A 16317-nucleotide genomic window follows, 5' to 3' on the forward strand; every position below is an offset into this window, starting at 1 on the left:
GTCCGCGCAGCCCTCGCCCAACACCTCCCCGACTACATGATCCCCTCCGCGATCGTCACCCTCGACGCCCTCCCCCTCACCCCCAACGGCAAACTCGACCGCAAAGCACTCCCCGCCCCCACCTACACGGCAGCGGCAACAGGCCGAGCCCCCCGCACCCCCCGCGAAGAAATCCTCCGCACCCTCTACGCCGAAGTCCTCTCCGTCACCGACCTCAACATCGACGACAACTTCTTCGACCTCGGCGGACACTCCCTCCTCGCCACCCGACTCGTCAGCCGCATCCGCACCACCCTCGGCACCGAACTCAGCATCCGACAGCTCTTCGAGACACCCACGATCGCGGGGCTGGCGACGGCTCTGGACACCGCGGACACCGCCCGCACCCCCCTCACCGCACACCCCCGACCCGAACGCATCCCCCTCTCCTACGCCCAACAACGCCTCTGGTTCCTCCACCAGTTGGAAGGACCCACCCCCACCTACAACATCCCCACCACCCTCCGCCTCACCGGCCACCTCGACCACCAAGCCCTCCACCACGCCCTCAACGACCTCACCACCCGCCACGAAAGCCTCCGCACCACCATCGCCGAAGACCAACACGGCCCCCGACAGACCGTGCTGGACTCCGCCGAGGTCCCGTTCCGTGTGGTTGAGGCGACCGCGGACGACGTGGAGGGGCGGGTGGCCGAGGCTTCGGCCGAGCCCTTCGATCTGAGTGCCGACATTCCGGTGCGGGTGACGCTGTTCAGGATCTCCCCGACCGAGCACGTGCTGCTCCTGCTGATCCATCACATCGCCAGCGACGCCTGGTCGCGGGGCCCGCTCGCCCAGGACCTCACCGCCGCCTACACCGCACGCCTCGCCGGCCACGCCCCCGACTGGCCACCCCTGCCCGTCCAGTACGCCGACTACGCCCTCTGGCAACACGACCTCCTCGGCGACGACACCGACCCCGACAGCACCGCCGGCCGTCAACTCGCCCACTGGAAGCAGACACTCGCCGGACTCCCCGAACAGCTCGACCTGCCCACCGACCGACCCCGCCCTGCCGTCGCCGACTACAGCGGCGACCGGGTGCCGCTGGAGGCGTCGGCGGAGCTGCACCAACGGTTGACGGAGCTGGCCCGGGACACGAACACGACCGTCTTCATGGTGGTGCAGGCGGCGCTGGCGGCCCTGTTGACCCGCCTCGGGGCCGGTCACGACATCCCCCTCGGCACCCCGATCGCCGGACGCACCGACGACGCCACCGACCGCCTCATCGGGTTCTTCGTGAACACTCTGGTCCTGCGCACCGACACGAGCGGTGACCCGACCTTCCGTGAGCTGCTGGGCCGGGTCCGCGCCACCGATCTCACGGCGTACTCCCACCAGGACCTGCCCTTCGAGCGGCTCGTCGAGGCCGTCAACCCCGCGCGATCTCTGGCCCATCACCCGCTGTTCCAGGTGATGCTGACGCTGCACAACACGCAGGCGGCGGGCGTGGAGGGGACGACGTCGTTCGCGGGGACGCGGGCAGAGGTGCGGGCCGCGGACCGGGTGTCGGCGCGGTTCGACCTGTCGTTCGCGCTGGCCGAACGGTTCGATGACGGCAACAGGTGCGCGGGGCTGGGCGGCAGCGTCACGTACAGCACGGCGCTGTTCGACCGGGAGACCGCGGAGGAGATCACCGGGCGGCTGGTGCGGCTGCTGGGTGCGGCGGTGGCCCATCCGGACCGGCCGATCGGACAGCTGGAGGTCATGACCGCGTCCGAGCGGCGCCGTGTGCTCGAGGAGTGGAACGACACGGTCCGGGAGGTGCCGGCCGAGTCGGTGCCGGCGCTGTTCGAGCGGCAGGCGGCGCGGACCCCGCGGGCCACCGCCGTGGAGTTCGACGACCGTTCGCTGACGTACGCGGAGCTCGACGCGCGCGCCAACCGGCTGGCGCGGTATCTCCGCGCGCGGGGTGCAGCTCCCGGACGGTTCGTGGCGGTGGTGCTGCCTCGCTCCCTCGACCTGGTCGTCACGCTGCTGGCGGTGCTGAAGTCGGGCGCGGCCTATCTGCCCGTCGATCCCGGCTATCCGGCGGACCGGGTGGCGTACATGCTCAACGACGCGACTCCGGCGCTGACCCTGACCGAGCCGGTCGGGGAGGCCGAGCTGGCGGAGTTCTCCGCCGCCGGGCTGGACGCGACGGAGCTGCGCGGCCCGGTGTCGCAGGCGCATCCGGCGTACGCGATCTACACCTCGGGGTCGACCGGGCGTCCCAAGGGCGTGGTGGTGACCCGGGGCGCGCTGGGCAACTTCCTGGCCGACATGGGTGAGAGGCTCGCGCCCGGGGAGCGGGACCGGCTGCTGGCGGTGACCACGGTCGGGTTCGACATCGCGGGGCTGGAGATCTTCCTGCCGCTGCTGCACGGGGCGCGACTGGTGTTGGCCGGCGAGGAGACGGCGCGGGATCCGCAGGCTGTCCTGCGGGCCGTGGAGCGGTCCGGGGCGACCTTGGTGCAGGCGACGCCGAGCCTGTGGCAGGGCGTCGTGGCGGAGGCGGCGGACGAGCTGGCCGGGGTGCGGGTGCTGGTCGGTGGTGAGGCGCTGCCCGCCGAGCTGGCGCGGTCGCTGGCCGAGCGGGCCGGTTCGGTGACGAATCTGTACGGTCCGACGGAGGCCACGATCTGGGCCACGGCGGCCGAGGTGACCGGGGGGAACCGGGTCACGATCGGGCGGCCCCTGGCCAACACCCGGGCGTATGTGCTGGACGCGATGCTGCGGCCGGTGCCCGTGGGAGTGCCGGGTGAGCTGTATCTGGCCGGGGCACAGCTCGCGGAGGGCTACCACCGGCGTCCCGGGCTGACCTCGGAGCGCTTCACGGCCGACCCGTACGGTGTTCCCGGTGCGCGCATGTACCGCACGGGCGACCTGGTGCGCCGGGAGCGGGACGGTGAGCTGCGCTATCTCAGCCGGGTCGACCAGCAGGTGAAGCTGCGCGGGTTCCGTATCGAACTCGGGGAGATCGAGGCCGAGTTGACTCGGATTCCGGCGGTCGCGGAGGCGGCGGTCGCAGTGCGCGAGGTCCGGCCGGGTGATCAGCGGCTGGTGGCGTACCTGGTCGGCGAGGGTGCGGTGCCGGGCGCGGGCGAGCTGCGCGAGCGGTTGCGGCGCGCTCTGCCGGAGTTCATGGTGCCGACGGCGTTCGTGGCGCTCGACGCGCTGCCGCTGACGCCGAACGGCAAGCTGGACCGCAAGGCGCTGCCCGCGCCGGACGAGGCGGTGGTGCCGGCCGGTCGGGCGCCGCGCACCCCGCGCGAGGAGATCCTCTGGGGGCTGTTCCGGGACGTCCTGGGCACCGCTCGGTTCGGTGTCGACGACAGTTTCTTCGAGCTGGGCGGTCATTCGCTGCTGGCGAGCCGGCTGGTGAGCCGGATCCGGGGCGCGCTGGACGTCGAGCTGTCGGTGCGGCAGTTCTTCGAGGCGCCGACGGTCGCCGGCCTGTCCGGCGCACTGGACACCGCGGGGCGGGCCCGGCCGCCGCTGACGCCGCGTCCGCGGCCGGACCGGGTGCCGCTGTCGCCCGCGCAGCAACGGCTGTGGTTCCTGCACCGGTTCGAGGGGCCGTCGGCGACGTACAACGTGCCGACCGCGCTGCGGCTCTCCGGGCCGCTGGACGGCGCCGCCCTGGACGCGGCGGTCGGGGACCTGCTGGAGCGGCACGAGAGTCTGCGGACCGTGTTCGCCGAGGACACGGCGGGCGCTCGGCAGATCGTGCTGCCGGTGGAGCGGGCGCGCCGGCCGGTGGACGTGCGCGACGTGACCGAGGAGACCGTCGAGGCCGAGGTGACGCGGGCGGCGCGGCACGCCTTCGACCTGACGGCCGAGATCCCCTTCGTGGCGCGGCTGTTCCGGCTGTCCGAGGACGAGCACGTGCTGCTGCTGCTCATCCATCACATCGCCTGTGACGGCTGGTCGATGACACGGCTGGCCCGCGATCTGACCACCGCCTACGCGGCGCGCCGCGACGGTGCGCAGCCGGGCTGGGAGCCGCTCGCGGTGCAGTACGCGGACTACGCGCTGTGGCAGCACGAGGCGCTGGGGGACGAGTCGTCCCCGGACAGCGTCGCGGGTCGGCAGCTCACGTACTGGAAGGAGGCGTTGGCGGGGCTGCCCGAGCAGCTGGCGCTGCCCACCGACCGGCCGCGTCCGGCGACCGCGGGTTACGGCGGCGACCGGATCGAGTTCACCGTCCCGGCGGCCCTGCACCGGCAGCTCGGGGAGCTCGCGCGGGCCACGCACACGACGACGTTCATGGTGGCCCAGGCCGCGTTCGCGGCGCTGCTGACCCGGTTGGGTGCGGGCGAGGACATCCCGATCGGCACCGCGGTGGCCGGGCGCGACGACGCGGCGACCGAGGATCTCGTGGGGTTCTTCGTCAACACGCTGGTGCTGCGCACGGACACCGGCGGCAACCCGAGCTTCCGGGAGCTGCTGGCCCGGGTGCGGGAACGTGATCTCGCGGCGTTCGCTCATCAGGACCTGCCGTTCGAGCGGCTCGTGGAGGCGCTCAACCCGGTGCGCAGTCTCGCCCACCACCCGCTGTACCAGGTGATGATCACGTTCAACAGCGCGGCGGAGGCGCCGGGCGCGGACGCCGGTCCTGCGGCGCGGGCGGATGACACCGGGCTCACGGTCACACGGATGGCGGCCCGGACCGAGGTGGCGAAGTTCGATCTGTCGCTCACCCTGGGCGAGGGACACACCCCGTCCGGGGAGGCGGCGGGGATGCGGGGCTCGCTGGAGTTCCGTACCGAACTGTTCGACCGGGAGACCGCCGAGTCCGTCGTGACGCGGCTGCTGGGCGTGCTCGGCTCGGTCACGGCCGACCCTGATCTGCCGATCGGCGGGATCGGTCTGCTGGACCCGGCGGAGCGGCACCGGCTGCTGGTGGGGTGGAACGACACCGGCCGTCCGCAGCGTGAGGCGACCCTGCCCGAGCTGTTCGAGGAGCAGGTCGCCCGGACCCCGGGACGCCCGGCGTTCTCGGCGGGCGGTACGACACTGTCGTACCCGGAGCTGAACGCGCGTGCCAACCGGCTGGCGCATCTGCTCGCCGAGTGCGGGGCGGGACCGGAGCAGGTGGTGCTGATCTCGCTGCCGCCGTCGGTGGAGATGGGCGTCGCGGTGCTGGCGGTCCTGAAGACCGGCGCCGCGTATCTGCCGGTGGATCCGGGGTATCCGGCGGACCGGGTGTCGGTGATGCTGGACGACGCCGCCCCGGTGTGTGTGCTGACGTCGTTGTCCGTGCCGGCGGAGCTGTTCCCGGCCCACCTGGCACGGTTGGTGCTGGACGACCCCGAGGTGGCCGACCGGCTCTCCGAGTGCCCGGCGGACGATCTGACCGACGAGGACCGGACGCAGCCGCTGTCGCCGTGGAACGCGGCGTACATCATCTACACCTCGGGGTCGACCGGGCGCCCGAAGGGTGTGCTGGTCGAGCATCAGCCGGTGGTCAACTACCTCGCGGTGTCCGCGGAGTTGTATCCCGGTGTGGCCGGTGACGCGCTGGTGCACTCGCCGTTGTCGTTCGACCTGACGGTGACGGGCCTGTTCGCGCCGCTGCTGAACGGCGGGTGTGTGCACCTGGCCGACCTGGAGGAGCTGCACGAACGGGCCCAGGCCGGCGAGGTCCCGCCGGAGCTGCCGCAGATGACGTTCCTCAAGGCGACTCCGAGCCATCTGCCGTTGATCACCGGTCTGGCGGCGACCTGTGTGCCGCGGGGTGAACTGGTCCTGGGCGGCGAGTCGTTGACCGGGCGGGCGGTGCGGACGCTGCTGGAGGCGCATCCGGGGACGCGGGTGCTCAACGAGTACGGTCCGACGGAGACCATCGTCGGCTGCACCACCTGGGACGCCTCCTCGCCGGAGGATCTCGCCGACGGTGTGCTGACCATCGGCCGCCCGTTCCCCAACACCCGGATGCTGGTGCTGGATCAGTTCCTGCAGCCGGTGCCGGTGGGCGTGCCGGGCGAGCTGTACGTGTCCGGGGTGCAGCTGGCGCGCGGCTATCTGAGCCGGCGGGGGCTGACGGCGTCGCGGTTCGTCGCGAACCCCTTCGAGGGGCCCGGCGAGCGGATGTACCGCACGGGCGACGTGGTGCGCTGGAACCGGCAGGGCGAGCTGGAGTTCCTCAGCCGGGTCGACGACCAGGTCAAGATCCGTGGATTCCGGGTGGAGCTGGGTGAGGTGGAGGCCGCGCTCGCCCGGCACCCGGGGGTCGCCGAGGCGGTGGCGGTGGTCCGGGAGGACCGGCCGGGCGACCGGCGTCTGGTGTCGTATCTGGTCGAGGCGGCGCGCGCGGTGCCCGCCGACGCGGAGCTGCGCGAGCACCTGCTGGCGTCGCTGCCCGACTACATGGTGCCGTCGGCGTTCGTCCGGCTGGACGCGCTCCCGCTGACCGGGAACGGCAAGCTGGACCGCAAGGCCCTGCCGGCGCCGGACTACGCGGCGCACAGCACCCGGCGGGCACCGCGCACCCGACGCGAGGAGGAGCTGTGCGCGCTGTTCGCCGAGACGCTGGGGCTGCCGGCCGTCGGCATCGACGACGGGTTCTTCGACCTGGGCGGCGACAGCGTGCTGTCGATCCAGCTCGTGAGCCGGGCGCGCGGACAGGGCGTGGTCCTGGGGGTGCGGGACGTCTTCGAGCACCAGACGGTCGCGCAGCTCGCGGAGGCACTGGAAGCGGTGCCGCAGGAGGCCGAGCCGGCGCAGGTGCGGGAGCACGCGCCGAGCGGGCCGGTACCGCTGACCCCGATCATGGGCTGGCTGTCCGAACTGGGCGGTCCTCTCGCGCCGTTCAACCAGTCGGTGGTGGTGGCGGTGCCCGCGGATCTGGACCATGACCGGCTGGTGGGCGCGCTGCGGGCGGTGCTGGACCGGCATGACTCGCTGCGCCTGCGCGTCGGCGGGGACTGGGCGATGTCGGTGGCCGAGCCGGGCGCACCCGACGCGGCCGACCTGCTGACCCGGCATCCGGCGCCCGCTCTGGACGACGCGGACGCCCACGGCGTGCTGACCGAACTGGCGGCCGCCGCCCGTGACCGGCTGGACCCGGCGGACGGTGTGATGCTTCGGGCCGTCTGGGTGGACCGGGGCCCCGAACGCCACGGGCTGCTGGTCCTGGTCGCGCACCACCTGGCGGTCGACGCGGTCAGCTGGCGCCTGTTGATGCCGGACCTGGCCGCCGCCTACGAGGGCCGGGAGCTGAGTGAGGCCGGCACGAGCTGGCGCCGGTGGGCGGCGGCCCTGCGGGATCTGTCCGAGGATCCTGCCGTCGAGTCCGAGAGCGGGTACTGGACGGGCTCGGCCGGTCCGGCGTCCCACGTCGCGGCCGAGCCGGCGCTGGATCCGGTCCGCGACACGCATGCCCGTGCCGGTCAGGTCGTTCTGGACCTGGACGCCGAGACCACCGAGGCGCTGCTCACCTGGGTGCCCGGGGTCTTCCTCGCCGATGTGGAGGAGTTGCTGCTGACGGCGTTCGGCCTGGCCGTCGCCGACTGGCGGCGCGGCCGCGGCCACAGCGGTGACGCGCCGGTCGCGGTGGACCTGGAGAACCACGGCCGCCACGAGCACCTCTGCCCGGGCAGCGATCTCACCCGGACCACGGGCTGGTTCACGGCCATGTACCCGGTGACGCTGAGCCCGCAGGTCACGGACTGGGCGGACGTCTGGGACGGCGGCGCGGCGGCCGGGCGGGCGCTGCGGCGGGTCAAGGAGCAGCTCCGCGCGGTGCCGGGCGACGGCCTGGGCTACGGCCTGTTGCGCTACGTCAACCCGCGGACGCGGGCGCGGTTGGCGCAACTCCCCGTTCCCGCCTTCGGCTTCAACTACCTGGGCCGGTACACGGGCGGCAGAGCGGCGGGCGGCGCCGCGGAGCCGGCCGGGTGGAGCGTGCTGGGCCGCGGAGTGGCGGGACAGCACCCGGACACTCCCCTGGCGCACCCGGTGGATCTGGTGGCGGGCGCCCACGACACGGAACAGGGGCCGCGGCTGCACAGCGTGTGGACCTATCCGTCGGACGCGCTGGCCGAGGACGAGATCCGGCGGCTGGGCGAGAACTGGTTCCGCGCGCTGCGGGCGTTGGTGGAGCACGCGCGCCGTCCCGAGGCCAGCGCTCTGGCGCCGTCGGACGTCTCCCTCGCCTCGCTCAGCGAGGACGACATCTCTCGACTCGAAAGCGAATGGGGTTCCCTCTGATGGCCAAGTCCGGCTTGGAAGACATCCTGCCGCTGTCCCCGCTGCAGGAAGGCATGCTGTTCCACAACCTGTTCGACGGTGAGGAGCTGGACGCCTACAACGTCCAGGTCTTCGTGGAGCTGGCCGGGAACGTGGACGCCGACCGGCTCAGGGGGGCGATCGGGGCCCTGCTGAAGAGGCACGCGAACCTGCGTGCCGCGTTCCGGCACGCGGGCGTCGAGCGGCCGGTCCAGCTGATCCCCCGCGAAGTGACGCCGCCCTGGCGGGAGATGGACCTCAGCGGGCTGCCGGAGGCCGAGCGGGAGGCGGCGGCGGAACGGCTCGCGTCGGAGGACCGCTGGGAGCGTTTCGACCTGGCGCGGCCGCCGTTGATGCGTTTCACCCTGATCCGGCTGGGAGGCGGCCGGCACCGGCTGGTGATGACCAACCATCACATCCTGTTGGACGGCTGGTCCATGCCGGTGCTGCTGCGCGAGCTGATGACGCTGTACACGGTGCAGGGCGACGCGTCGGCGCTGCCTCGGGTGCGGCCGTACCGGGACTATCTGGCGTGGCTGCACTCCCGGGACCGGGAGGCGGCCGGGCGGGCGTGGACGGAGTCGTTCGAGGGGTTCGACACGCCGAGCATCGTGGCACCGGGGCGCGGTCGGCTGACCGCGGCGCCGGAGCGGATCCACTTCGAGGAGGACGCGGCGGTCAGCGATGCGCTGACCCGGTTCGCCCGGTCGCACGGGGTGACCGTGAACACGGTCGTGCAGGGCGTCTGGGCCCTGCTGGTGTCCCATCTGACGGGCCGGGACGACGTGGTGTTCGGAGTGACGGTCAGCGGCCGCCCGCCCGAACTGCCCGGGGTCGACACGATGGTCGGCCTGTTCATGAACACGCTGCCGCTGCGGGTCCGGCTGCGTCCGGCGGAGCCGCTGGCGGAGTTCCTGCGGCGGATGCAGGCGGAGCAGACCCGGCTGATCGACCATCAGTGGGTGGGGCTCGCGGACATCCAGAAGTGGGCGGGATCCGGCGAACTCTTCGACACCGCGATGGTGTTCGAGAACTATCCGCTGGACTCCAGCCGCAGCCGCCCGCAGACGCCGGCCGCCGACGCGGACCTGCCGACGGTGCTGAAGATCCACTCCCGGGACCAGATGCACTACCCGCTGGGCCTGCTGGCGCTGCCGCGGGAGACGCTGCGTTTCTCCCTGGGCTATCTGCCGCAGCTGTTCGACTCCGCGCGGATCGAGCGGGTGATCGGGTCGTTCCGCCGGGCCCTGCGCACGGTGCTGGACGACCCGAGGACGCCGGTGGGCGCCGTACCCCTGCTCGATCCCGGGGTACGCCGTACGGTCGTGGACCAGTGGAGCGGCTCGGACAGCCGACGGCCCGGCGAGTTGTTCATCCACCTGTTCGAGGAGCAGGTCGCGCGCACCCCGGACCGGCCCGCGCTGGTCGCGGCCGACGGCCGGCTCACCTACGCCGAACTCGACGCGCGGGCCAACCGGCTGGCGAGACGGCTGGTGGAGCTGGGGGTCGGCCCCGAGCGGTATGTGGCGATCGTGGTGCCCCGCAGCGTCGAGCCGGTGGTCGGCATGCTGGCGGTGCTGAAGGCGGGCGGGGCGTATGTGCCGATCGACCCGGACTACCCCGCCGACCGGATGGGCCACATGATCGAGGACTCCGCCCCGGTCCTGGTGCTGACCACCAGCGACATGGACGCGCGCGTGCGCGAGGAGTGCGGCTGGCCGCTGACCTTCGTCATGGACGATCCGCGGCTGAACCGGACCCTGAGCCGGCACTCGGGTCGTGATCTGACCGACGCGGACCGCAACGCCCCGCTGCTGCCGCACCATCCGGCCTACGTCATCTACACCTCCGGTTCCACCGGCCGGCCCAAGGGTGTGGTCACCGAGCACCGGGCGCTGTCGGCGTTCGTGCGGCACGGCCGTGCCGCGCAGGGTCCCCATGTGCGGGGTCTGTCGGTGATGCAGGCGTCGGCGTCGTTCGACCAGAGCGTCGGATCACTGCACACTCCCCTGATCAGCGGCGGGTGCGTGCGTCTGGTGGACCTGCCGACGCTGGCCGAGGCCGCGGCGGGCGAGCGGGACTTCCGCCGGGCCACGTTCCTGAAGGCCACTCCGTCGCATCTGGCGATGCTCGCCACGATGCCCCCCGAGGTCTCCCCGTCGGGCCTGCTCACGCTGGGCGGCGAGCAGTTGCGCGGCGAGCATCTGACGGCGTGGCGCGCGGGGCTGCCGGAGGTGACGGTGGTGAACGTCTACGGTCCCACGGAGGCCACCGGCCACTGCCTGGAACGCTGGATCGAGCCGGGCGCCGAGGTCCCCGACGGCCCGGTGCCGATCGGCGTCCCGCACGCCGGAGTGCGGGTGTACGTGCTGGACTCCGCGCTGCGGCCGGTCGCGCCCGGCCTGTCCGGCGAGGTGTATCTGGCGGGCGAGCAACTGGCACGCGGCTACCTGAACCGCGGCCGGCTGACGGCCGAGCGTTTCTCGGCCAATCCCTTCGGCGCCGCGGGCAGCCGGATGTACCGCACCGGCGACATCGCGCGCTGGAACGACGACGGCGAGCTGGTGTTCGTCGGGCGCGCGGACCAGCAGGTCAAGCTGCGCGGCTACCGGATCGAGATGGGTGAGATCGAGTCCGCGGTCGCCGCGCAGCCGGGCGTGGCACGGTCCGCGGTGCTGCTGCGCGAGGACACTCCCGGCGACCAGCGGCTCGTGGCCTACGTCGTCCCCGACCCGGGACGGTGGGACGAGGCGGTCGCACTGGCGGGCCTCGCCCGGCGGCTGCCCGACTTCATGATGCCGTCGGCGCTCGTCACGCTGGACACCCTGCCGCTGACCACGAACGGCAAGCTGGACCACAAGGCGCTGCCCGCGCCGACCTACGCCGCGGCCGAGGGTGGCCGCGCCCCGCGTACGCCGCGCGAGGAGATCCTGTGCGCGCTGTTCGCCGAGATCCTGTCGGCGTCCGACGTCACCGTCGACGACGACTTCTTCGACCTCGGCGGCCACTCTCTGCTCGCCACCCGGCTCGTCAGCCGGATCCGCTCCACGCTGGGCGTGGAGCTCTCCATCCGCCAGTTCTTCGAGACGCCGACGGTCGCCGGCCTGTCCGGTGTCCTCGACGGTGCCGGACGGGCCCGCACCCCGCTCACCGCACGTCCCCGGCCGGAGCGGATCCCTCTCTCGTACGCCCAGCAACGTCTGTGGTTCCTGCACCAGTTGGAAGGGCCGAGCCCGACGTACAACATCCCGACCGTGCTGCGGCTGTCCGGTCCGCTGGACCGGCAGGCGCTCGAGCGGGCCCTGCTGGACATCATCGGCCGCCACGAGAGCCTGCGCACGGTCTTCGCCGAGGACGAGACGGGCGCGCACCAGATCGTGCTCGGCCCCGACGAGGCACGGTTCGGCTTCGAGACGGCCGACACGAGCGAGGACGGCTGGGAGGCGGACCTCGCCCACGCGGCGCGGTACTCCTTCGACCTGAGGACGCAGATCCCGGTCCGTGCGCGGCTGCTGCGCGTCGACGACACCGACCACATCCTGCTGCTGCTCATCCACCACATCGCCAGCGACGCGTGGTCTCGCGGTCCGCTGGCCCGTGATCTGGCCGCCGCGTACGGCGCGCGCTGCACGGGCCGGACGCCGGACTGGCAGCCGCTGCCCGTCCAGTACGCCGACTACGCGCTGTGGCAGCGTGAGGTGCTCGGCGACGACTCGGCCGCCGACAGCGTCGCGGCGGCCCAACTGGCGTACTGGAAGGAGGCCCTGGCGGGTCTTCCGGAGCGGCTCGACCTGCCCACCGACCGTCCCCGGCCGGCTGTGGCGAGCCAGGCGGGCGACCGGGTGGAGTTCGCGATCGGCGCCGAACTGCACCAGCGTCTGCGCGAGTTGGCTCGGTCCACCGACACCACCCTGCACATGGTGCTGCAGGCGGCCCTGGCTGCCCTGCTCACCCGGCTCGGCGCGGGTGAGGACATCCCCGTGGGCTCTCCGATCGCCGGGCGCACCGACGACGCCACGGACCAGCTCGTCGGGTTCTTCGTCAACACCCTCGTCCTGCGCACCGACACCGGCGGCGACCCCACCTTCCGCCGGTTGCTGGGCCGGGTCCGGGCCACCGACCTCGCCGCCTACACCCACCAGGATCTGCCGTTCGAGCGCCTCGTGGAGGCGCTCAACCCCACCCGCTCCCTCGCCCATCACCCGCTCTTCCAGGTGGTGCTGGCCCTGCAGAACGCCGCTCCGCGCCCCGGTGACGCGGCAGGCCTGCCGGCGCTGCCCGGCGGCCTGGTGGTCTCCGGGCTCGGCGGGACGGCCACGGCGGCCAAGGTGGACCTCGGCTTCTCGGTGGTGGAGCGACGGGCCGAGGACAACGCGGCCCGCGGGATCACGGGCGTACTGGACTACAGCACGGATCTCTTCGACCGGGGGACGGCGCAGTCGCTGGCCGACCGGTTCGTCCGGATCCTCGCGGACGCGGCCGCACGGCCCGACTCGCCGCTGAGCCGGCTGGACGTGCTCGGCGCCGAGGAGCGGCGGCGGGTGCTGCACCAGTGGAACGCCACCGCCAAGGATCTGGCCCCCACCACGTTGCCGGAGATCTTCGAACGGCATGTGCGGCAGCGTCCCCTGGCCGAGGCGCTGGTCGTCGAGGGCGCCGTACTGACCTACGCGGAGCTGAACTCGCGGGCCAACCGGCTGGCCCGGCTGCTGGTGGCGCGGGGTGCGGGCCCGGAGCGGCTGGTGGCGCTGGCGCTGCCGCGCTCCGTGGAGCTGGCCGTCGCCGTGCTCGCGGTGGCCAAGGCGGGCGCCGCCTACGTGCCCCTCGATCCGGGGCATCCGGCCGAGCGGATCACCGGCACCCTGTCGGACGCGGCGCCCGTGGCGCTGGTGACCAGCGGCGGCGTCGCAGCGGGGCTGCCCGGGACGGATGTGCCGACTCTCCTGCTGGACTCGTCCGGGACGGCCGAACAGCTGGCGCGGGCCGACGCGGACGACCTCACCGACGCGGACCGTCTGTCGCCGCTGCGGCCGCAGCACCCGGCGTACGTCATCTACACCTCGGGGACCACGGGCCGGCCCAAGGGGGTGACCGTCACCCATGCGGGTCTGCCCGGCCTGGTGGACATCTTCACCGGGCAGTGCGCGGCGGGTCCCGGCAGCCGGGTGCTGCACCATCTCTCGCCCGGCTTCGACGGCGCGTTCTGGGAGCTGACGATGGGTCTGCTGACGGGTGCGACGCTGGTCGTCGCGCCCCCGGGGCTCACCCCGGGCCGGGAGCTGGCCGGGCTGGCGGTGCGGGAGTCGGTCACGCACGCCGCGATCACCCCCGGGGTGCTCCAGCTGATCCCGGAGGGCGCGCTGCCGGCCGGCATGACGCTGGTCGTGGCCGCCGAGAGCTGCCCGCCGGAGCTGGTCAAGCGCTGGTCCTCCGGGCGTCTGATGCTCAACTCCTACGGTCCGACGGAGGCGACGGTGTGCGCCACCATGAGCCGTCCGCTGGCCGGCCCGGTCGCCCCGCCGATCGGCTCTCCGATCGCCGACACGGCCGTGTACGTGCTCGACGGCGCCCTGCAGCCGGTGGCGCCGGGTGTGCCGGCCGAACTGTACGTCCAGGGCCCGGGTCTCGCCCGCGGCTACCTGGGCCGGCCGGCCCTGACCGCCAGCCGGTTCGTACCCAGCCCCTTCGGTGCGCCGGGCGGGCGGATGTACCGCACCGGTGACCTGGTGCGGTGGAACACGGACGGGCAGCTGGAGTACCTCGGTCGCACCGACACCCAGGTCAAGTTGCGCGGGATGCGTGTGGAGCCGGCCGAGATCGAGGCGGTCGTGGCCCGCCGGCCCGGTGTGCGGCAGGCCGCGGTGCTGGTCCGCGAGGACACGCCCGGCGACCGGCGGCTGGTCGGCTACGTGGTGCCGGAGGACGGCGCGGTGGTGGACGGTGCCGCACTGCGCGCACAGATCCGGGACGTGCTGCCCGAGTACATGGTGCCGGCGGCCTTCGTGGTCCTGGACCGGCTGCCGCTGACCGCCAACGGCAAGCTGGACCACCGCGCGCTGCCGGCGCCCGAGTTCCGCGCGGGCGGCGGGCGGGCGCCACGCAGCCCGCGCGAGGAGACGCTGTGCCGGCTCTTCGCCGAGGTGCTGCGGCTGGACCTGATGGGCCCCGACGACGGCTTCTTCGACCTGGGCGGCCATTCGCTGCTGGCGGTACGGCTGGTCGAACGGATCCGGGCCGAGCTGGGCGTGGAGGTCGCCGTACGGGATCTGTTCGCGGCTCCGTCGGCCGCCGAGCTCGCGGCGCGGCTGGTCTCGCGCGGCGACCACGAGCCCATGGAGCGGCTGCTGCCGCTGCGGGCGACCGGCTCCGCTCGGCCGGTGTTCTGTGTCCACCCCGGGTCCGGAATGAGCTGGTGCTACGCCGGTCTGGTGCGCCATCTGCCCGCACAGGTCCCGCTCTACGGCATCCAGGCCGCGGGCCTCGACGGGGACGGTGATCTGCCCGGGACGCTGGAGGAGATGGCGGCCGAGTACGTCGACCTGATCCGGCGCGCCCAGCCCGAGGGGCCGTACCGGCTGCTGGGCTGGTCGCTGGGCGGCAACGTGGCCTTCGCCATGGCGGACGAGCTTCGCTCTCGCGGTCAGGAGGTGGAGCTGCTGGCGTTTCTGGACGCCTATCCGCGGCGGGTGGGCGCCGGCCCCGAGCCGGCGCTGGCCGAGGTGTTCGCCCACAATCTGCGCGACGCCGGTTTCGAGCTCGACGAGCGGGAGGAGGCCGAGCTGGCGTCGGGTGCCTTCCCGGTGGCCCGTTACCGGGCGTTCCTCCAGTCCACCGATGATCCGATGGGCCGGCTCGGCGAGTCCGAACTGGCTGCCGTGCTGGACGTGTTCATGAACAACGCCCGGTTGATGCGCGGCCACACCCCGCCGCGTTACGACGGCGACGTCCTGGTGCTGGCGGCGGAGCGGGGGTCCGGCGAGAAGCTGTCGCGCCGCGACCACGAGTCGTGGCGGCCGTATGTGTCGGGCCGGATCGACCGGGTCGGTGTCGATGCCGACCATCTCGGGCTCGTGCAGTCCGACGCGGCGCTCGCCCGGATCGCCGAGGCGCTGACCGACCGGCTCGGCTGAACCCCACGCGGGGTGGCGCCCGGCGACGGGCGCCACCCCACCGCTGTCCCTGTCCCTGCCCCTGCCCCTGCCCCCACGGTCCTCCGGAGGTCAGCTCCATGCCTTTGCTCGACGTCAACGGCATCCGGCTCAACTACTACGACAATCCGCCGCCCGGAAGCGGCACTTCGGCACCGCCGGTGCTGCTGGTCATGGGCTCGGGCGGCAGCGGTCGCGCCTGGCATCTGCACCAGGTGCCGGCGCTGGTCGCCGCCGGCTTCCGGGTGATCAGCTTCGACAACCGCGGGATCGCGCCCAGCGACGAGGGGGAGGGCGGGTTCGGCATCGACGATCTGGTCGCCGACACCGCCGCGCTGATCGAGGCACTGCGGCTGGGCCCCTGCCCGGTGGTCGGGATCTCGATGGGCGCGCACATCGCCCAGGAGCTCGCGGTGTCCCGGCCCGAACTGGTCGACCGGCTGGTGCTGATGGCCACCCGCGGCCGTTCGGACGCACTGCGCGACGCCCTGACCCGGGCGAAGACGGAGCTGTACGACCAGGGGGTGCGGCTGCCCGCCGGGTACGAGGCGGTGGTGCAGGCCATGCAGAACCTCTCCCCGCGCACCCTCGACGACGAGCAGCGGGCGCGGGACTGGCTGGACGTGCTGGAACTCACCCGGGTGTCGGGGCCGGGCCACCGGGCTCAGCTCGCGGTGGGCGCGATGCCGGACCGGCGCCCGGCCTATCGGAGCATCCGGGCGGCCACCCGGGTCATCGCCTTCCAGGACGACCTGATCGCCCCGCCGGCGCTGGGCAGGGAGGTCGCCGAGGCGGTCCCGGGCGCGGAGTTCGAGATCGTGGCCGACTGCGGGCACTACGGCTATCTCGAGGCGCCCGACGCCGTGAACAAGCTGATCATCGAGTTCGTGGGCCGCTGAGAACACGTCGAGTGAGAGAC

Annotated in this window: 3 protein-coding genes and 1 pseudogene; all 4 read left to right on the forward strand. The window is 73.1% G+C overall.

What is annotated here, in order from left to right:
• Nucleotides 1-1758: pseudogene (locus ACGFW6_RS35635) on the forward strand (condensation domain-containing protein); the annotation flags it as partial.
• Nucleotides 1747-8232 carry an amino acid adenylation domain-containing protein gene (locus tag ACGFW6_RS35640; RefSeq protein WP_393519861.1) on the forward strand — a complete coding sequence of 2162 codons (6486 nt, stop codon included), beginning with the start codon at nt 1747-1749 and terminating at the stop codon, nt 8230-8232. The pseudogene ACGFW6_RS35635 and the gene ACGFW6_RS35640, both read left to right, overlap by 12 nt.
• On the forward strand, nt 8232-15380 hold the full coding sequence (locus ACGFW6_RS35645; RefSeq protein WP_393519548.1) for an amino acid adenylation domain-containing protein: 7149 nt from the start codon (nt 8232-8234) through the stop codon (nt 15378-15380). The genes ACGFW6_RS35640 and ACGFW6_RS35645 overlap by 1 nt, the downstream gene beginning before the upstream one ends.
• A 98-nt stretch (nt 15381-15478) precedes the next feature.
• Nucleotides 15479-16297 (forward strand): alpha/beta fold hydrolase, encoded by an 819-nt coding sequence (locus tag ACGFW6_RS35650; protein WP_393519551.1) that lies wholly within the window; start codon nt 15479-15481, stop codon nt 16295-16297.
• Nucleotides 16298-16317: the final 20 nt, after the last annotated feature.

Source organism: Streptomyces sp. Y7 (assembly GCF_043195415.1).
GTDB lineage: Bacteria > Actinomycetota > Actinomycetes > Streptomycetales > Streptomycetaceae > Streptomyces.

Bases quoted from the DNA above. Each gene is read 5' to 3' on its own strand.
- ACGFW6_RS35640 (WP_393519861.1), top strand. From the start codon at position 1,747: ATGACCGCGTCCGAGCGGCGCCGTGTGCTCGAGGAGTGGAACGACACG.
- ACGFW6_RS35645 (WP_393519548.1), top strand. From the start codon at position 8,232: ATGGCCAAGTCCGGCTTGGAAGACATCCTGCCGCTGTCCCCGCTGCAG.
- ACGFW6_RS35650 (WP_393519551.1), top strand. From the start codon at position 15,479: ATGCCTTTGCTCGACGTCAACGGCATCCGGCTCAACTACTACGACAAT.